Source organism: Variovorax sp. 10N432, assembly GCF_056394465.1.
Window position 1 is genome coordinate 206124 of sequence record NZ_JBFTHX010000002.1, and the last position, 18188, is coordinate 224311.

The window sequence follows — 18188 nt, forward strand, 5'->3', positions numbered from 1 at the left end:
ACAAACTCATAACTGGGTGTGGAATCGTCGTTTGCGCTCCCTGTCCCCGGCGCTTACGATCAGGGCCGACTTCCAGCACCCCCTCATCGGAGACTTTCAGATGGCCCACGCCGCATTTCAATGGGACGACCCCCTCCTGCTCGACCAGCAACTCACGGACGACGAGCGCATGGTGCGCGATGCCGCCAACGCGTACTGCCAGGAGCGACTCGCCCCGCGCGTGATCGAAGGCTTCCGCACCGGTGAAACCGACCCGGCCATCTTCCGCGAGATGGGCGCCCTGGGCCTGCTGGGCCCGACCATTCCCGAGCAGTACGGCGGCCCCGGCCTCAACTACGTCTGCTACGGCCTGATCGCCCGCGAAGTCGAGCGCGTCGACTCCGGCTACCGCTCGATGGCCAGCGTCCAGAGCTCGCTGGTGATGGTGCCGATCAACGAATTTGGCACCGAGGCGCAAAAGCAGAAGTACCTGCCCAAGCTGGCCACCGGCGAATGGATCGGCTGCTTCGGCCTGACCGAGCCCGACCACGGCTCCGACCCCGGCAGCATGGTCACGCGCGCCAAGAAGGTGCCGGGCGGCTACGCGCTCACCGGCGCCAAGATGTGGATCAGCAACAGCCCGATAGCCGACGTCTTCGTGGTCTGGGCCAAGGAAGTCAGCGAAAGCGGCACGGTCGGCCCGATCCGCGGCTTCGTGCTCGAGAAGGGTTTCAAGGGCCTGAGCGCCCCGGCGATCCACGGCAAGGTCGGCCTGCGCGCCTCCATCACCGGCGAGATCGTGATGGACAACGTGTTCTGCCCGGAAGAAAACGCCTTCCCCGAAGTGCAGGGCTTGAAGGGCCCGTTCACCTGCCTCAACAGCGCCCGCTACGGCATCTCCTGGGGCGCGCTCGGCGCCGCCGAAGACTGCTGGCATCGTGCCCGCCAGTACACGCTCGACCGCAAGCAGTTCGGCCGCCCGCTGGCCGCCAACCAGCTGATCCAGAAGAAGCTGGCCGACATGCAGACCGAGATCACGCTGGGCCTGCAGGGCTGCTTGCGCCTGGGCCGCATGAAGGACGAAGGCACGGCCTCGGTCGAGGTCACCTCGCTGCTGAAGCGCAACTCCTGCGGCAAGGCGCTCGACATCGCCCGCCTGGCGCGCGACATGATGGGCGGCAACGGCATCAGCGACGAATTCGGCGTGGCCCGCCATCTAGTGAACCTCGAAGTGGTCAACACCTACGAAGGCACGCACGACATCCACGCGCTCATCCTAGGCCGCGCGCAGACCGGCATCGCCGCCTTCGCGAACTGATGTCAGCCCCCGCCGCCACGCAAGGCGCCCTCGCCGGCCTCAAGGTGCTCGACCTGTCCCGCGTGCTCGCGGGCCCGTGGTGCACCCAGATCCTGGCCGACCTGGGCGCCGACGTGATCAAGATCGAGCGACCGGGGGTCGGCGACGACACCCGCGGCTGGGGCCCTCCCTTCCTGAAGGATGCGGACGGCAACGACACCCACCAGGCCACCTACTTCACGGCCTGCAACCGCAACAAGCGCTCGGTCACGATCGACATGGCGACGCCCGACGGCCAGGCGCTGCTCAAGCGCATGGCGGCCGAGAGCGACATCCTGGTCGAGAACTTCAAGACCGGCGGGCTCAAGCAGTACGGCCTCGACCACCAGAGCCTGCGGGCCGCCAATCCGCGCCTCATCTATTGCAGCGTGACCGGCTTCGGCCATGACGGCCCGCACGCCATGCGCGCCGGCTACGACCTGATGATCCAGGCCACCACCGGCATGATGAGCATCACCGGCCGGCCCGACGACGTGCCCGGCGGCGGGCCGCTGCGGGTCGGCGTCGCGCTCACCGACCTGTTCACCGGCGTCTACGCCAGCACGGCCATCCTGGCCGCGATCGAAGTGCGCCACCGCACCGGCGAGGGCCAGCACATCGACATGGCGCTGCTCGACGTCGGCATGGCGATCCTGGCCAACCAGGCCAGCGCCTTCCTCAACACCGGCGTGGCGCCGCAGCGGCAGGGCAACAGCCATCCGAGCCTGGCGCCCTACCAGGACTTCCGCACCGCCGACGGTGCGATGCTGCTGGCGATCGGCAACAACGGGCAGTTCGCGCGCTTCTGCGAAGCCGCCGGCCATCCGGAGTGGGCCGCCGATCCGCGCTTCGCCACCAACACGCTGCGCGTCAGGCACCGCGAAGTGCTGATCCCCCAGATGGAAGCCGTGACCCGCACCCGCAGCACGGCGCAGTGGATCGCGCTGCTCGAAGACAAGGCCGTGCCCTGCGGCCCGATCAACGACATCGCCCAGGCCTTCGAGGACGACCAGGTCAAGGCGCGCGGCCTGGCCGTGACTCTGCCGCGCGATGCCGGCGACGGCATCGAACAGATCGTCGGCGTCGCCAGCCCGCTGCGGCTGCAGTCCACGCCCCCGGTGCTGCGCCGGGCGCCGCCGGCGCTGGGCCAGCACACCGACGAGGTGCTGGCCGAGTTCGGCATCGACGAAGCCAGGCGCGCGGCGCTGCGGGCGGCGGGCGTGGTGTGAACGCGCCGGGCGCTTCCACCGCGAAGCGCTCGACGCGCGCCGCGGCGGCGCCCGCGCCCGACACGCTGACGCCGGCCGACCGCTACCAGGAGCTTTTCGTCGCGGTCCAGTCGGGCCGCGTGTTCGCCGACAGCAAGACCTTCGTCGATTGCGCGCCGCGCGCCGAGCCGGAAGCCATCCTGGCCGCCTACCGTGCGCAGTGCGGCGAACCCGGCTTCGATCTCGCGGCCTTCGTGCAGGCGAACTTCGAGCTGGTCGAGCCGGCGCCGAGCGACTATGTCTCGGTGCCGGGCCAACCGATCGCGGCCCACATCGCCGACCTGTGGCCGGTGCTGACGCGGCATCCGCAGGTGCATCCGCCGCGCTCCTCGCTGCTGCAGCTGCCGCATCCGTATGTGGTTCCGGGCGGACGCTTCCGCGAGCTCTACTACTGGGATTCCTATTTCACCCTGCTGGGCCTGTCCGGCGAACACCACCGGCCGCTGGTGCGCGGCATGGTCGAAAACTTCGCCTTCCTGATCGACACCCACGGCCATGTGCCGAACGGCACCCGCAGCTACTACCTCGGCCGCTCGCAGCCGCCGGTGTTCGCGCTGATGGTCGAACTCGCGCAGCAGCAGGGCGCGGTCGATGCGATCGACTTCCTGCCGCAGCTGCGGCGCGAGCATGCGTGGTGGATGGCCGGCAGCGAGGGCCTGGCCCCGGGCGACGCGAGCCGGCGCGTGGTGCGGCTCGCCGGCGGCGCCCTGCTCAATCGCTATTGGGACGAGCGCGACACGCCGCGCGAGGAGTCGTGGATCGAAGACGTGGCCACGGCGCAGGCCTGTGATCGCGAGCCAGCCCTGATCTACCGCGACATCCGCGCGGCCTGCGAGTCGGGCTGGGACTTCAGCACCCGCTGGATGCGCGAGCCGCCGCCGCCGGGCGATGTGCAGCCCTGCGCCCATGTGCGCGCCGCCACGGCCGCCTCGCTGGCCAGCCTCTGCACCACCGACATCCTGCCGGTCGACCTCAACGCCTTCCTGCACCAGCTCGAATGCACGCTCGCCACCTTGAGCGGGCAGGCCGGCGACGCCGCCGCCGCGCAGGCCTATTCGCAGCAAGCCGAGGCGCGCCGGGACGCGATCGGCGAGTGCTTCTGGGACCCGCAGCAGGGCGCCTTCTTCGACCACGACTGGCGGCGGGGCGTGCGCCGCAGCTGCCTGACCGCGGCCAGCGTGGTGCCGCTGTTCGTCGGCCTCGCGACCGCTGCCCAGGCCGAGGCGCTGGCCGAGACCGTGTCGCAGCGGCTGCTGGCGCACGGCGGGCTGTCGACCACCGAGTGCGGCAGCGACCAGCAATGGGACCGCCCCAATGGCTGGGCGGCGCTGCAATGGATGGCGGTCCGCGGGCTGGCCGACTACGGCCACGAGGCGCTGTCGCGCACCATCGCCAGGCGCTGGCTTGCGACCGTGGCCGCGCTCTACGAGCGCGAAGGCAAGCTGGTCGAGAAATACGCCCTGCGTCGGGTCGAGCGCGACGACACCGCGGGCGGCGCCGGCGGCGAGTACCCGCTGCAGGACGGCTTCGGCTGGACCAACGGCGTCACGGCCGCCTTGCTGGCCGAGCATCCGCAGCACACCGCGCACGGCTGCGTGGCGCACGCGGCGGCGCCGCAGCATCGCTGAGCAGCCACGGGATCTCGCTGCGGCCCACGCCCAGGTCGCGCAGGTCGAGCTCGCTCATCGCGCGCAGCTGGCGCTGGTCCAGCCAGCAGCGACGCAGCGCGTGCACCCCATCGAGCAAGCGGGTGACGAGGGCGGACTGGGTCGACGGCATGGCATGGCTCCTTATGGACGGACAGCCATCTTGCAAGCCTGCGTGCTATTGTGGAAGTTGAGAATCCTGTCACTTCCAATCAGCTTTCCTGATGCGGCAACTCAACCTCGACCAACTCCGCACCCTGGTGGCCATCGCCGACCTCGGCAGCTTCTCGGCCGCCGCCCGGGCCCTTCACCTCGCGCAACCCACGGTCAGCCTGCACATCAGCGAACTCGAATCGCGCCTGGACACCCGGCTGGTGGTGCGGGGCAGCCGCCGGATCACGCCCACTGCCGCGGGTGCTGCACTGGTCGAGCGCGCGCGGCGCCTGCTGCGCGATGCCGACGACGCCGTGGATGCCGTGCGGCGCCAGGCCGAAGGGCGAACGGGCCGCGTCCGGCTGGGCACGTCGACCGGCATCGTGGTCGAACTGTTGCCGCAGGTGCTCGAAGAGCTGGAGCGCGACCACCCCGGCATCGACGTCGAGGTCTGCATCCTCGGCTCGTCCGAGGCCATGTCGCGCCTCGCGATGGGCACGCTGGACATCGGTCTGGTGGCGATTCCGCAGCCACCGATGCGTGACCTGATGGTCACGCGCTGGCGCAGCCAGCCCATGATGGCTTTCGTCCCGAAGAAGTGGGCGGCGCCGAAGCGGGCCACGCCGCGCTGGCTGGCAGAGAGGCCCTTGATCTTCAACGAGGCGACCACGCACATGTACCGGCTGACGATGGAATGGTTCGCCGCCATCGGCGAATCGCCGCGCCCGCGCATCGAGCTCAACTTCGACGCGGCGATGCTCGCTCTGGTGGCGGCGGGCTACGGCGCGGCGGTGCTGCCGTTGCACCAGCCGGTGGGCGCGGACTTCAACGAGCGGCTGCAGGTGTTGCCGCTCCGCCCGAAGCTGACCCGGCATCTGGGCATCGCGCACCGGCCGCGCGCGACGCTCGACGGAGCAACCGAAAGCGTGCTCCAGATCCTCGAGCGGTTCAGCCAGCGGTAGGCAGCGTGTTCGCGACGTTGCCGTTCACAGCACGCGCCCGACCACGGCCAGCGCGAACACGAGCACGCCCAGCGCCAAGTTGGTGGCGACCAGCTTGCGGATCAGGTTCAGGTTCGCGGCCGCCACCGGCCACTCGCCGGCCGCCACCGCGCGCAGCAGCCGCGGATAAGGTGCGAAGCGCAGGTGCAGGAACAGCGCCATCATCACCAGCCCGAGCGTCAGCATCGCATGCACGCTCCAGTGCACCCGCGCGAAGCCGCCGGCGGCCCAGACCAGCAGCAATCCGCTCGCCAGCAGCACGCCGATGGCGGTCGAGACGCCGACGAAGAAGCGCGACAGCGCCGCCGCCATGAACGGCAGCCGCAGCGGCGGCTCGAGGTGCGCGACCGCGGCAGGGCGGACCGCGAAGTGCATCGTCGCCATGCCGCCGACCCAGAAGGCGGCGGCGAGCAGGTGGAGGAACAGCAGGAGGGCGGGAAGGAGGGACATGGCGTAGCGTAGACCAGAACGCCGCGGCCCGCGGCTTCAGCGGGGCTTCTCGAAGCCGCTCTCGATCCAGGCCTCGGCGCTGGCGGCGTTGAGCCTGAAGTCCGGCTTCACGCGCAGCTCGGCCAGCTCGCTGCCGGATTCGTCATGTGCCCGCAGCATCGCGTGCGGATTGTCCTCGTCCGGCACGATCTGCAGCGACACGCGGATGCGCCCGGAGCCGGCGCCCACGCTGACGTGCTTGTTCAAGCGCGCATGGAGCTGCTGCTCGTGGCGGCGCAGCACCTCGTTGGCGGTCTTCACCAGCGTGTGGAAGGCCGGCGCGTCGAGCGGCTTCGGGTTCTTCTTGTCGCGGCCCATGGTCCAGGGGCCGACCAGCGCAGGCTCCGGGTCGCCCTGGCGGGTCATCGCGACGGCCCAGCCGTCGTCGTCCTCGTTCTTGATCACGCGGGCGGTCCAGAGCGCGTCGCTCCAGAGGGTGGCTTCCTGGATCGGGGCGGCAGTGTCTGTCATGAGAGCATTCAAAAAATGGAAAGGCCGGTGCGGGCCGTGAACAGCTCGAGCGCCTTCAGCCCGAGCAGCGAGTTGCCGTTGCCATCGAGGGCCGGCGACCAGACGCACAGCGTGAGCTTGTCGGGCACCACGGCGACGATGCCGCCGCCGACGCCGCTCTTGCAGGGCAGGCCGATCGAGAAGGCGACGTCGCCGGCGGCGTCGTAGGTGCCGCAGGTGAGCATCAGCGCGTTGATGCGCCGCGCATGGCGCTCGGTCGTGATCTCGGGTTCGCCATCGATCGGGTGGGCGCCGTCGCGGCACAGGAAGCCTGCGGCGCGCGCCAGCTGCCGGCAGCTCATCCGGATCGCGCACTGGTGGAAGTAGAGGCTCAGCACCTCGCGCACGTCGTTGTCGATCTTGCCGAAGCTCTTCATGAAGTTCGCCAGCGCGACGTTGCGGAAGCCGGTCACGGCTTCCGAGGCGGCGACCTCCTCGTCGTAGGCAATCGCTTCGCCGCAGAGGTTCGACATCAGCGCGATCAGCTCGGCCTCGGCGCGCCCTAGGCTCACCAGCCGGTCGGCCACCGCGATGGCGCCGGCATTGATGAAGGGGTTGCGCGGCTTGCCCTGCTCGTTCTCGAGCTGGACCAGCGAATTGAACGGGTTGCCCGACGGCTCGCGGCCGATCCGCTCCCACAGCGCATCGCCGAGGCGGCGCATCGCCAGGGTCAGCGTGAACAGCTTCGAGATGCTCTGGATCGAAAAAGGCGTGTCGGCATCGCCGGCCGCGGCCTCCAGGCCCTCGCAGGTCCTGAGGGCGATGCCGAACTGCCGTGCCGGCACCCGCGCCAGCGCCGGGATGTAGCTCGCCACCTGGCCCTCGGCGCCGAGCAGCGGGCGGACCTCGGCCTCGATGGCATCGAGCACGGGCTGGAAGTTCATGGCTTGGCTCCCGGGCGCCGGTTCACGAGCACGATGCCGAGCGCCACGCCGCAAAGCGCCAGCACCAGCTGCAAGGTCAGCGGCTCGGCCAGCAGCACGACGCCGAACACCAGCGCGAACAGCGGCGTCAGGAAGGTGAAGGATGAGATCCGCGTGGCCGGATAGTGCCGCAGCAGCCACATCCAGGCCAGGTAGCTGGCGAAGGCGCCGATGACGGTCTGCAGGCCGATCGAGAACCAGGCGTAGCTCGAGTACGCGAAACCCCAGCGCTCGCCGAGCAGCAGCGACAGCAGCGGCGAGACCGCCGCGGTCACCGCGATTTGATAGAACAGCGTCTTCTCGGCGCTGGCGGTGGCCAGCCGGGTGGCGCGGATCGTCAGCGTCGTCAGGCCCCACAGCACGCCGGCGGTCAGCGCCAGCGCATCGCCGCGCAGCTGCGCCGAGGTGCTGTGGCCGAAGCTCTCGCTGAAGGCCACCACCACGCCCGCGAAGGCGATCGCCAGCCCCACCCATTGCAGGCCCCGCAGCCGTTCGGCCGGTACCCAGCGCGGCAGCAGCACCGCCACCACGAAGGGCGAGGTGTACAGGAACACCGTGAGCCGCGAGGCGGTCGTGAGCTGCAGCCCGAGATAGATGCAGGTGAATTCGCCCGCGAACAGCGCACCGGCCAGGAGGCCGCCGGGCAGCGTGCCGTCGCGCGCGAACAGCGGCACGCCGCGGCGCACGCACCAGATCCACAGCAGCACCACCGCGCCCGTCATGCGGATCGAGGCCTGCCACAGCGGCGGCACCTCGCCGACGGTGGTCTTGATCAGGATCTGCTGCAGTCCCCAGAACGCGCAGCAGGCGATCAGCAGGGCGGTGGCGCGGGTGTCGAGGTGTTCCTTGCGTTCGATCATTCCAGGGATTTCTGTTCTTCTTGTGATGCGGCCTGGGGCCGGCGGGGCGGTGTCAGGGAGATGCGAGCGCATAGGGCGGGTGGCCGTTCGTGCCGACCATCAGCTCGGGCAGCACCACTTCAACGTCGGGCACGCTGCGGGCAGCGCGGTCCAGCGCGGCGGCCATGCTGCGCGAGGGCACGCAGCCCTGCAGGTAGACCCAGCGCCGCTGGATCACGACCCAGACGCTGGCGCGCCGCACGCCCGGCACGGCGGCCAGCGCCGCCTGCACCTTGGGCGCCAGCGGCTTGTCGTAGCGGTAGGCGTTGCTGTCGGCGCAGCGGCCGGCCAGCCAGCAGCTGGTGCCGCGCTCGAGGCGCGAGTGCATCTGCGCGCGCCGCTCCTCGGCGGTCAGCAGCGGGCCTTCGGGCACCGGGCAGCTGCGCATGCCCGACGCCACCTGGAAGAAGGGATCGTCGAACCAGTTTTGCTTGACCGGCTTGGGCGGCTCCTGGGCCACTGCGGGTTCGACCGCGCAGGCCACCGCCAGCAGCACCGCCGGCGTGGCCCTCAAAGCGGATGCTCCGTGTAGAAGCGCCCGCCGTGGAACAGCAGCGGCGAGGCGCCCGCGCTGTGCATGCAGCGCTCGACCTCGCCGACGAAGATCACGTGGTCGCCCTCGTCGTAGCGGCTGCGGTTGAAGCACTCGAAGCTGGCCGCGGCGCCCACGAGCACCGGCGCCCCGCCGATGCCCTCGGTGAAGGCGACATCGGCCCAGCGGTCGATGTCCTTGGCCGCGAAGCGCTCCGCCAGGCTCTTCTGGTTGGCCGCCAGGATGTTGATCGCATAGTGCGAGCCGGTGCTGAGCGCCGCCATCGAGGCCGCGCTGCGCGCCAGGCTCCACAGCACCAGCGGCGGATCGAGCGAGACCGAATTGAAAGAGTTGGCGGTCAGGCCCACCAGGGCGCCGTTCGCGGCCCGCGCCGTGACGATGGTCACGCCGGTGGCGAACATGCCGAGCGATGCGCGGAACTCGTCGATGGAGAAGGAGGGCGGTTGCGCCTGGGCGGGAGCGGTCACGGAAGAGGGGGGCAGTTGGAGGTCCATTTTGGCCGATCGGCCGCGCGGTCGCTGGCGCCGGCCGGAACGCTCAGCCGAAGAACCAGTAGCCGACCGCGATCGCGGCCACCACGCCGGCCAGTTCCGCCAGCAGTGCGCAGCCGACCGCATGGCGCGCCCGCTGGATGCCGACCGCGCCGAAGTACACCGCCAGCACATAGAACGTGGTCTCGGTGCTGCCCTGGATGGTGGCGGCGACCTTGGCGGCGAAGCTGTCGACGCCCTGGCTCTGCATGGTCTCGATCAGCATCGCGCGTGCCGCGCTGCCCGAGAAGGGCTTGACCAGCGCGGTCGGCAGGGCGTCGACGAAGCGAGTGTCCCAGCCGGTGCGCGCCACCACCCAGCGGATGCCTTCGAGCGCCAGGTCGAGCGCCCCCGAGGCGCGCAGCACGCCGACCGCGCTCAGCATCGCGACCAGGTAGGGCAGCAGGTTCCTGGCGACGTCGAAGCCTTCCTTGGCGCCTTCGATGAAGCACTCGTAGACCTTCACCCGCCGCAGCGCGCCGACCGCCAGGAAGAAGACGATGAGCCCGAACAGCACCAGGTTGCCCAGCAGCGAGGACAGCGCGGCCAGCGCCGCGGCCGACAGTGTCGCCAGCAGGGCCATGAAGCCGCCGAGCAGCAGTGCGCCGGGCAGCAGGTAGGCCAGCACCACCGGGTCCCACAGCCGCAGGCGCTGCATGAACGCCACTGACAGCAGCCCGACCAGCGTCGAGGCGCTGGTCGCCAGCAGGATCGGCAGGAACACCAGCGTGGGATCGGGCGCGCCCTGCTGGGCCCGGTACATGAAGATCGTCACCGGCAGCAAAGTCAGCGACGAGGCGTTGAGCACCAGGAACAGGATCTGCGCGTTGCTCGCGCTGGTCGCGCTCGGGTTCAAGGTCTGCAGCTCGCGCATCGCCTTGAGTCCGATCGGCGTGGCGGCGTTGTCGAGGCCGAGTGCGTTGGCGGCGAAGTTGAGCGTGATCAGGCCGAGTGCCGGGTGCCCGGCCGGCACCTCGGGCATCAGCCGGCGGAACAGCGGGCCGAGCAGCCGCGCCAGCCGGTCGACGATGCCCGCGGCCTCGGCGATGCGCAGGAAGCCGAGCCACAGGGTCAGCGTGCCGAAGAGCAGCACCATCACCTCGACCGACAGCCTGGCCATCGCGAACAGGCTCTCGACCATCGAGGCGAACACGGTGGCGTCGCCGCCGAGCAGCCAGCGGCCGAGTGCCGCGGCCGCCGCGGTCAGGAAGAAGCCGAGCCACAGGCCGTTGAGCACGCCTAGCGCCCGGCAGCGGATGCGCGGGTCTGCCGGGGGCTCGGCACCTCGACCAGCAGCGCCGGGTCGAAGTTGTCCTGCTCCCCCTTGCCCAGGTAGCCCAGCGGGTTGGCGACCACGCGGCAGCCGTCCTTCAGGTAGTCGAACTGGCAGTGCAGGTGGCCGTGCAGCCACAGGTCGGCTTGCGGCAGCAGTTCGTCCAGGTTGTTGCAGAAGCCCGCGGTGCCCGGGCTCAGGCCATAGCGGGGATCGGCGCTCGCCAGGGATGGCGCAAAGTGCGTGATCGCCACGGTCGTGCCGTCGAACGGCTGGGCGAGCGCCTCACGCAGCCAAGCCTGGCATATGAGTGAGTGTTCCCTCAGGGCATCGGCGAGAAAAATCTCGCCACCGCGCGTGGTGGCCGCCTTCTGCAGGTAGAAGTTGGCGGCGCGCATCGCCTTGCCGCGCTTCTTGAGCGCCTCGGCCAGGTCGTCGCCGGGCTCGACCAGGGCATCGAAATCGGCCCACAGCGTGGTGCCGACGAAGCGCACGCCGTCGATGACCAGCGTCTCGCGCTCCAGCCAGAGGATGTCCAGTGCCTCGCAGGTCTCGCGCAGCCGCTGGTGGACGGCATCGAAATCGGCGTTGTCGTACTCGTGGTTGCCGGGGACATAGACCACTGGCGCCGGCCAGCCATGGCGTGGCGAGAAGCGGGCCAGGCCGAAATCGGGCTCGGCCAGCGATGAGCCGGCCTGGTAGGAGCCGATGTCGCCCGCCAGCACCAGCAGGTCGGCGCCGGCCGCCGGGGCGACCTGGAGATGCGGATGAACCTCGATATGGAGGTCCGAGAGCAGCTGGAGCTTCATGGGGATGGGTGCAGTCTAGCGGATGAGGTTATGCGTTTTGTGCATGGCGCTTGGCTTGAAGAATTGGGGAAAACCCTTATTCTTGATTCATCGTCACTCCGCGCCGCCCGCTTGGGCAGCGCAACATCATGTTTAACCTTCTTGCCCTCGTGGCCCGTTTTTTCCGTCCGACCCTCCAGGCTGTCGATGCCAGCCCGGCCGCAATCCTGATGCAGAACGCCGACAGCCGCGCCGGCCTCGACGCTCATCACGCGCAGGAACTGCGCGCCGCCGCCAGCGCCTGGCTCAGCGTCGTCCGCTAAGGACCCGCGAACGCAGCCTGCGCCGAGCGCAGCAGCGCCTGCCGCAGCCAGCCGTGCGCATGCGCGTGCTGGGCCCGCCGATGCCAGAGCGCATCCACGTGCACCAGGGGCTGGTCGAAGGGCAGCTCGCGCAGCACCAGGTGGTCGTCGATCCCGGTCACCCGCGCGAAATGCCGCGGCATCACGGTCAGCAGGTCCGAATTGGCCACCACGCGTCCGGCCGTGAAGAACTGGTTCACCGTCACCACGATGCGCCGCTCGCGCCCCAGCGCGCCCAGGGTCTGGTCGATGAAGCCGTAGGGCCGCCCCGAGAAGCTGACCAGCAGGTGGCGCGCGTCACAGAAGCTGTCGAGCGTCAGCGGCGCGTCGGCCAGCGGATGGCCCTGGCGCATCACGCACACATACTGCCCGACATACAGCCGCTGGGTCTCGAAGGGCTCGCCGACCCCGGACTGCCCGCGGGCCGCCAGGCTGGCGACCACGGCCGGAAAGTAGCCGATCGCGACGTCGACCTCCTCCTGCTCCAGCATCCGGCGCGGATCGCGGGTGGTCAGCGGCAGTACCCGCAGCGACACCGCGCGCGCCTCCTCCTCGACGATCCGGATCAGCCCGGGCATCAGCTCGGCGGCGGTCGCGTCGGCCATCGCCAGCAGGAAGGTCGTGTCGGCAATGCCGGCATCGAACTCGCCCGGCGCCAGCGTGTGCTGGAGCTGCCGCAGCGCATCGCGCACCGTCGGCCAGAGCGCCAGGGCCCGCGGCGTGGGCTCGACCCCTGCGCCGGCGCGCCGCACCAGTTCATCGCCCAGCACCTCGCGCAGCCGCCGCAGCGCATTGCTGACCGCCGGCTGGGTGATCGCCAGGTTGCGGGCCGCGCGCGTGAGGTTGCGCTCCGCCATCACTTCGTCGAAGACGCGAAGAAGGTTCAGGTCGAGCGTGCGAAAGTTGACGTCCATAAGTGATGTGAATGATAAACATCAGCAGGATAAATTGGCAAAACATTAGGGTAACCCCTAATATCAGGGCATCGGCTTCGGCCTCTCGTCCTTTCAGGAGGAACACCATGACCAGCTTCATCCACGTTGAAAAGCCCGCCACCCATCCCGGCATCGTTCGCGCCGAGGCGGCGATCGAACAGGTCCGCGCAGCCCGCCGCGGTTTCGACGGCGCGCGTGGGCTGGCAGCCCTGCTGCTGGCCGCGATCGTGTCGTCGCTGCTGGTCGTCGCCGACCGCCTGGTGTCGATCACCCAGGAAGGCGGCCTGATGGTGGCCTGGCTGGTGCTGTGGGCCGTGGCCTTCATCGGCCTGGCCTTCTTCGCAGGCACGGCGCGTTCGCTGGCGGTCCGCGCCATCGCCGCGGCCCGGAACGTGGCCAAGCGCCGCGCCGCCGCCCGCGCCGACGAGCGCTTCCTGGCCTACGCCAAGCACGACCCGCGCATCATGAACGAGCTCAACGTCATCGCCACCCACCAGCAGGCGGTGGATGCGCCGGTCCCGACCTTGCACGACGCCCTGCGCCGCGTGAACCTCGGCCAGTACTACTGATCGCGCACCGCGGGCCTTCGGGCCCGCCCACGAAAAAGCCGCCCGAGGGCGGCTTTTTTGCGTCGCTGCCGAATCAGGCCGCGAGGCGCTGCTCGATCGCCGCCTTGGTGGCGGGCAGTTCCTTCGGCAGGTGGTGCGACAGCTGCTCGAACAGCTCGGCGTGCAGCTTCAGCTCGGCCTGCCAGGCGGCCTTGTCGATGCTGGTGACGGTGTCGAACTGCTTGGCGCTGAAGTCCAGCCCGGTCCAGTTGAGGTCTTCGTAGCGCGGGCTGACGCCGAACACGTGCTCGCTGCCCTCGGCCTTCTGCTCGATGCGGTCGATCATCCACTTGAGCACGCGCATGTTCTCGCCGTACCCGGGCCAGACGAACTTGCCGTCGTCGCCCTTGCGGAACCAGTTGGTCGTGTAGATCTTCGGCAGTCTGGCGCCCGAGGCCTCGAGCTTCTTGCCGAGGTCGAGCCAGTGCTGGAAGTAGTCGCTCATGTTGTAGCCGGCGAAGGGCAGCATCGCGAACGGATCGCGCCGCACCACGCCCTGCTGGCCGGCGGCCGCAGCGGTGGTCTCGGAGCCCATGGTGGCCGCCATGTAGACGCCCTCGACCCAGTTGCGGGCCTCGGTCACCAGCGGCACCGTGGTGGAACGGCGGCCGCCGAAGATGAAGGCATCGATGGCGACGCCCTTGGGGTCGTCCCAGGCGGCGTCCAGCGCCGGGTTGTTGATGGCTGCGACCGTGAAGCGGGCGTTCGGGTGCGCGGCCTTGGCGCCGGTCTCCTTGGCGATCGCGGGCGTCCAGTCCTTGCCTTGCCAGTCGATCGCGTGGGCCGGGGCTTCGCTCATGCCTTCCCACCAGACGTCGCCGTCGTCGGTCAGCGCGACGTTGGTGAAGATCACGTCGCGGTCGAGGCTGGCCATGCAGTTCGGGTTGGTCTGCATGTTGGTGCCGGGCGCGACGCCGAAGTAGCCGGCTTCGGGATTGATCGCGTGCAGCTTGCCGTCGGTGCCGGGCTTGATCCAGGCGATGTCGTCGCCGATGGTCGTGACCTTCCAGCCCTCGAAGCCGGCCGGCGGGATCAGCATCGCGAAGTTGGTCTTGCCGCAGGCGCTCGGGAAGGCGGCGGCCACGTGGTATTTCTGGCCCTGCGGATTGGTCACGCCGAGGATCAGCATGTGCTCGGCCAGCCAGCCTTCGTCGCGGCCCATGTTGGAGGCGATGCGCAGTGCGAAGCACTTCTTGCCGAGCAGGGCGTTGCCGCCGTAGCCCGAGCCGTAGCTCCAGATTTCGCGCGTCTCGGGATAGTGGACGATGTACTTGGTCTTGTTGCAGGGCCAGGCGACGTCTTGCTGGCCGGCTTCCAGCGGCGCGCCGACCGTGTGGACGCAGGGCACGAACTCGCCGTCGTCGCCCAGTACGTCGAACACCGCACGGCCCATGCGGGTCATGATCTTCATGTTGACCGCGACGTAGGGGCTGTCGGACAGCTCGATGCCGATGTGGGCGATGGGCGAGCCCAGCGGGCCCATGCTGAACGGCACGACATACATCGTGCGGCCCTTCATGCAGCCGTCGAACAGGGGCTGGAGCGTGGCGCGCATCTCGGCCGGCGCCATCCAGTTGTTGGTCGGGCCGGCGTCTTCCTTGCGGGCCGAGCAGATGAAGGTGCGGTCTTCGACGCGGGCGACGTCGCTCGGGTCGGAGGTGGCGAGGAAGGAGTTGGGGCGCTTGGCCGGGTTCAGCTTCTTGAAGGTGCCGGCGTCGACCATCTGCTGGCAGAGGCGGTCGTATTCTTCCTGGCTGCCGTCGCACCAGTGGATGCGCTCGGGCTTGCACAGGGCGGCCATCTCGGCCACCCACGCGATCAGCTTCGCGTTCTTGACGTAGGAGGGCGCCTGCATGGCAAGACCCTTCAGCGGTGCGTTCATCGTCTATCTCCTAAGTTGAAAATCGTTTTTTCGAACGGGACGCGACGCCGCGGGGCGATCGAAATCCGTTGGAGAAAACGCTTCCGTCTAGGGAGGGGGGCTGGATGGAAGACCGTGTGGACCGGGGCAGGGGTCGGCGCGGCGACGACCGACCCGGCTGCGGCATTGCGCCCCGCCGGCGGCACGCAATGCCGCGCGGTGGCGCTGCCGGGTTCAGGCCATGTAGATGGCGATGGAGGCCAGGAGGAGCATCAGCACCCCGCCCACCAGCGGCAGAACCAGGGGCATGAGAGGGACGATCGACTCGACCGCGTCTTGTTCGACCGCGGCGGCGTGGCCGGGTTCGATGGGGGTGGGGTTGGACATCTGGGTTCCTTGTATTCTCACGACTGGGGCCATTTTACCGGCTGGGCCGCGGGCCGCGGTCTAGGGGGTTGCCAGACCTTTTTCGGGTCCCGGAGGCGACCGATCGAGCCATTCGCCCCAGTCGGTGGCGCACCACGGGTTGCTGGATTTCGCCGCCGCCTTCGGCCAGGCCTTGTAGAAGCTTCCGTTGAGCTGGCTGCGCGCGATCAGGAAGCTGACAAAGCGGCGCAGCAGGACCCGGTCGGGCCCGCTGTGGGGCGCTTCATGCCAGAAGGCGTCGAGCGGGCCCTGGTGGCAGAGGCCCGGCATGTCGTAGATCGCCTCGCCCAGGGCCTTGACCGGGACATGGTGCTCGAGCGCCTGCAGCCCCGTCGTGCTGTTGACCACCACCACGCCGCGGGCGTGCTTGAGCAGCGTCGGCAGGTGCTGGTCGTGGACATAGAAGCACCGGTGGGCGATGCCGTGCGCCCGGGCGAGTCGCCGGACCAGCGTGGCGTAATCCGTATAGCCGCGGCTCATCGGGTGGTGCTTGATCACCAGGGCGGTGTCCGCGGGGGCGTGCCGGGCGAAGGAGCCGAGCACCTCCTCGACGAAGGCCTCCACCGAGTCGAAGCTCGAATGCACGAAGATCTGCGCGTCGTTGAAGACCTGCAGCGGCACCAGGAAGAAGTGCCTGTCCCAGCGGGTACACAGCCGCTCCAGCATGCCGTGCTGCAGCGCCCGGTACTTGAGCTTGCGCCAGCCCGAGCGGATCCAGGGCCAGGCCTCGGTCAGTGCGAGCCGCCGGTGATGCGCATAGCGGGGGAACCAAGGCTTGCCCAGGCTGCCGATCGAGAAATACAGGAAAGCCCACCAGGCCATGTGCCAATAGGTGTTGCCCAGATCCCTGCGCCGGGGGCGGGCGGCCTCGGGCTGCGCCAGGTAGAACGACGGCTGGCGGGGGACCTGCGAGTGGCCGTTCACGCCGTGGCGCTCGAAGGTCATGTAGTGCGGGCGCAGGTAGCCTTCCTCGAACACGCCGACTTCGAGCCCGCGCCGCATGGCGATCTCGCGTGCCACCACGTGGATCGGGCGGCAGTCGCCGAACAGCAGGATGACGTCGATGTCCAGCCGATCGAGCAGGGCGTCCAGCCATGCCGGCCACTCAGCCATCGCGCCCTTGAACGAGAAGGCGCCGCGCCGATAGAACAGGCGGTCGCCGGCATTGAAGTTGACCTTGAACACACGGGCGCCCGCCAGTTGCAGGTCGTGGGCCAGGCGGCTGAAAAAAGGCCCCACCGGGCCTTGCAGCAAGAGGACGCCTTGTCCTCGGAAGGCGTGGATTCCGCGTTCGATCATTCGCCCGCAGGCTAATGGCGAAGCGGCGCCAACCCGAATGGTCCGGTGCGATCGATCCCTTTCAGGGCGAACGAACAGAAATTTCCGAAGGGCTGGCTGACCCGTTCTCAGCGCTGCTCGACGGCCTCGAACCCGGCTGCCGTCAGGGCCGCCAGCACGGCCGCCAGGTGCTCCCGCCCCCGGGTCTGCAGCACCAGTTCGACATCGACGTTCTGCGCCGCCAGCATGGTGAAGGCCCGCTGATGGTGAACTTCGTCGATGTTGGCGCCCGCTTCGGCGACAGTGGCCGTGATATGGGCCAGGGAGCCCGGCACGTCCCGGGCGCTGACCCGCACGCGCGCGAGCCGGCCGGCGCGCACCATGCCGCGCTCGATGATCGCCGCCAGCAGCAGCGGGTCGATGTTGCCGCCCGACAGCACCAGGCCGACGCGCTGGCCCCGGAAGCGGTCGGGATGGCGGATCAGCGCGGCCAGTCCGGCGGCGCCGGCGCCCTCGACCAGCGTCTTCTCGATCTCGAGCAGCATCAGCACCGCCTGCTCGATGTCGCCCTCGTCGACCAGCAGCAGCTCGTCGACCTCCCGGGCGATGATCTCGCGCGTCAGCACACCGGGCGTGCCCACGGCGATGCCTTCGGCAATGGTGCTGGTTCCCTGGGGGTGGTGGGTGCCCTGCACCGCGTTCACCATGGCCGGGAAGCGCGAGGTCTGGACGCCCACGATGCGGATGCCCGGCTTGCGCGCCTTGGCGGCCAGCGCCATGCCGGCGGCCAGGCCGCCGCCGCCGACCGACACCACCAGCACGTCCAGGTCGGGGACCGCATCGAGCATCTCGAGCGCCACCGTGCCCTGGCCGGCGATGATCGCCTCGTCGTCGTAGGGATGGACGAAGGCCAGTCCCTCGCGTTCGGCCAGCGCCAGCGCATGCGCGCGGGCCGCCTCGAGGGTGTCGCCATGCAGCACCACTTCGGCGCCGAATCCGCGCGTGCGCTCGATCTTCACGCCGGGCGTGAAGCGCGGCATGACGATCAGGGCCCGCAGCCCTAGGCGCTGCGCGTGGTAGGCCACGCCCTGCGCGTGGTTTCCGGCCGACATGGCGATCACGCCACGGGTGCCGCCTTCGGCCAGGTCGACCAGTTTGTTACAGGCTCCGCGCTCCTTGAACGAGGCGGTGAACTGCAGGTTCTCGAACTTCAGGAAAACCTGGGCGCCGACGATTTCGGACAGGGTCCGCGATTCGACGCAGGGGGTTTCAAGCAACTGCCCGTGGAGACGGAGGGCCGCGCGCTCAATGTCTTCGATTCCAACCATCGGCGTCATTGTGGACGGAATCGCAACATCCTGGTATTTCGT

General features: G+C 69.4%; 19 protein-coding genes. 6 read left to right on the top strand and 13 right to left on the bottom strand.

Annotated elements, in window-relative coordinates:
- Positions 1-100 precede the first annotated feature (100 nt).
- From AC1DF3_RS03230 to AC1DF3_RS03245, 4 genes are all read left to right on the top strand, one after another.
- Positions 101-1297: an acyl-CoA dehydrogenase gene (locus AC1DF3_RS03230; RefSeq protein WP_478138802.1), complete on the top strand. Its 1197-nt coding sequence runs from the start codon at positions 101-103 to the stop codon at positions 1295-1297.
- Positions 1297-2544 carry a CaiB/BaiF CoA transferase family protein gene (locus AC1DF3_RS03235; RefSeq protein ID WP_478138803.1) on the top strand — a complete coding sequence of 416 codons (1248 nt, stop codon included), beginning with the start codon at positions 1297-1299 and terminating at the stop codon, positions 2542-2544. Before AC1DF3_RS03230 ends, AC1DF3_RS03235 begins: the two co-directional genes overlap by 1 nt.
- Complete coding sequence (gene treF / locus AC1DF3_RS03240) at positions 2541-4211, top strand: alpha,alpha-trehalase TreF (protein ID WP_286535241.1); 1671 nt, start codon at positions 2541-2543, stop codon at positions 4209-4211. Before AC1DF3_RS03235 ends, treF begins: the two co-directional genes overlap by 4 nt.
- 242 nt (positions 4212-4453) lie before the next feature.
- Positions 4454-5344 (top strand): LysR family transcriptional regulator, encoded by an 891-nt coding sequence (locus AC1DF3_RS03245; protein WP_478138804.1) that lies wholly within the window; start codon positions 4454-4456, stop codon positions 5342-5344.
- 24 nt (positions 5345-5368) lie between these two features.
- Here AC1DF3_RS03245 and AC1DF3_RS03250 read toward each other — a convergent pair whose 3' ends face one another.
- Genes AC1DF3_RS03250 through AC1DF3_RS03285 form a run of 8 tightly spaced genes read right to left on the bottom strand, consistent with a single transcriptional unit; the run spans position 5369 to position 11369 of the window.
- Positions 5369-5833, bottom strand: a complete 465-nt coding sequence (locus AC1DF3_RS03250) for a CopD family protein (protein WP_478138805.1) — start codon at positions 5831-5833, stop codon at positions 5369-5371.
- Positions 5834-5869: 36 nt separating this feature from the next.
- Entirely contained in the window at positions 5870-6343 is a 474-nt protein-coding gene (locus AC1DF3_RS03255) for a hypothetical protein (RefSeq protein ID WP_286535235.1), read from the bottom strand.
- Between the two features lie 8 nt (positions 6344-6351).
- Positions 6352-7266 carry a glutaminase gene (locus AC1DF3_RS03260; protein ID WP_478138806.1) on the bottom strand — a complete coding sequence of 305 codons (915 nt, stop codon included), beginning with the start codon at positions 7264-7266 and terminating at the stop codon, positions 6352-6354.
- Positions 7263-8165 (bottom strand): DMT family transporter, encoded by a 903-nt coding sequence (locus tag AC1DF3_RS03265; protein ID WP_478138807.1) that lies wholly within the window; start codon positions 8163-8165, stop codon positions 7263-7265. The genes AC1DF3_RS03260 and AC1DF3_RS03265 overlap by 4 nt, the downstream gene beginning before the upstream one ends.
- 52 nt (positions 8166-8217) lie before the next feature.
- Complete coding sequence (locus tag AC1DF3_RS03270) at positions 8218-8718, bottom strand: BON domain-containing protein (protein ID WP_478138808.1); 501 nt, start codon at positions 8716-8718, stop codon at positions 8218-8220.
- Positions 8715-9251, bottom strand: coding sequence for a flavin reductase family protein (locus tag AC1DF3_RS03275; RefSeq protein ID WP_286535228.1), 537 nt, complete (start codon positions 9249-9251; stop codon positions 8715-8717). The genes AC1DF3_RS03270 and AC1DF3_RS03275 overlap by 4 nt, the downstream gene beginning before the upstream one ends.
- Positions 9252-9294: 43 nt before the next feature.
- On the bottom strand, positions 9295-10524 hold the full coding sequence (locus tag AC1DF3_RS03280) for a nucleoside recognition domain-containing protein (protein ID WP_286535226.1): 1230 nt from the start codon (positions 10522-10524) through the stop codon (positions 9295-9297).
- A 2-nt stretch (positions 10525-10526) separates the two neighbouring features.
- Complete coding sequence (locus tag AC1DF3_RS03285; protein WP_478138809.1) at positions 10527-11369, bottom strand: metallophosphoesterase; 843 nt, start codon at positions 11367-11369, stop codon at positions 10527-10529.
- A gap of 128 nt (positions 11370-11497) precedes the next feature.
- On the opposite strand from AC1DF3_RS03285, the gene AC1DF3_RS03290 reads away from it, so the two are divergent.
- Entirely contained in the window at positions 11498-11671 is a 174-nt protein-coding gene (locus AC1DF3_RS03290) for a hypothetical protein (RefSeq protein WP_286535222.1), read from the top strand.
- Here the strand turns inward: AC1DF3_RS03290 and AC1DF3_RS03295 are convergent.
- On the bottom strand, positions 11668-12624 hold the full coding sequence (locus AC1DF3_RS03295; RefSeq protein WP_286535221.1) for a LysR family transcriptional regulator: 957 nt from the start codon (positions 12622-12624) through the stop codon (positions 11668-11670). The two genes, AC1DF3_RS03290 and AC1DF3_RS03295, sit on opposite strands and share 4 nt — an antisense overlap.
- Before the next feature lie 107 nt (positions 12625-12731).
- Between AC1DF3_RS03295 and AC1DF3_RS03300 the strand changes: the two genes are divergently transcribed.
- Positions 12732-13214: a hypothetical protein gene (locus tag AC1DF3_RS03300; protein ID WP_286535220.1), complete on the top strand. Its 483-nt coding sequence runs from the start codon at positions 12732-12734 to the stop codon at positions 13212-13214.
- A 73-nt stretch (positions 13215-13287) separates the two neighbouring features.
- Here the strand turns inward: AC1DF3_RS03300 and AC1DF3_RS03305 are convergent, their stop codons facing one another.
- The 4 genes from AC1DF3_RS03305 to AC1DF3_RS03320 form a co-directional block, all read right to left on the bottom strand.
- The gene (locus AC1DF3_RS03305) at positions 13288-15135 is read right to left on the bottom strand and encodes a phosphoenolpyruvate carboxykinase (GTP) (RefSeq protein WP_478138810.1); all 1848 of its coding nucleotides are present in this window, start codon (positions 15133-15135) and stop codon (positions 13288-13290) included.
- A 213-nt stretch (positions 15136-15348) separates the two neighbouring features.
- A complete protein-coding gene (locus AC1DF3_RS03310) occupies positions 15349-15501 on the bottom strand; it encodes a hypothetical protein (protein ID WP_286372168.1) in 153 nt (50 codons plus the stop codon).
- Positions 15502-15561: 60 nt separating this feature from the next.
- Positions 15562-16839 (bottom strand): capsule biosynthesis protein, encoded by a 1278-nt coding sequence (locus AC1DF3_RS03315; protein ID WP_478138811.1) that lies wholly within the window; start codon positions 16837-16839, stop codon positions 15562-15564.
- A gap of 107 nt (positions 16840-16946) precedes the next feature.
- Positions 16947-18146, bottom strand: coding sequence for a threonine ammonia-lyase (locus AC1DF3_RS03320; protein WP_286521677.1), 1200 nt, complete (start codon positions 18144-18146; stop codon positions 16947-16949).
- Positions 18147-18188 lie beyond the last annotated feature (42 nt).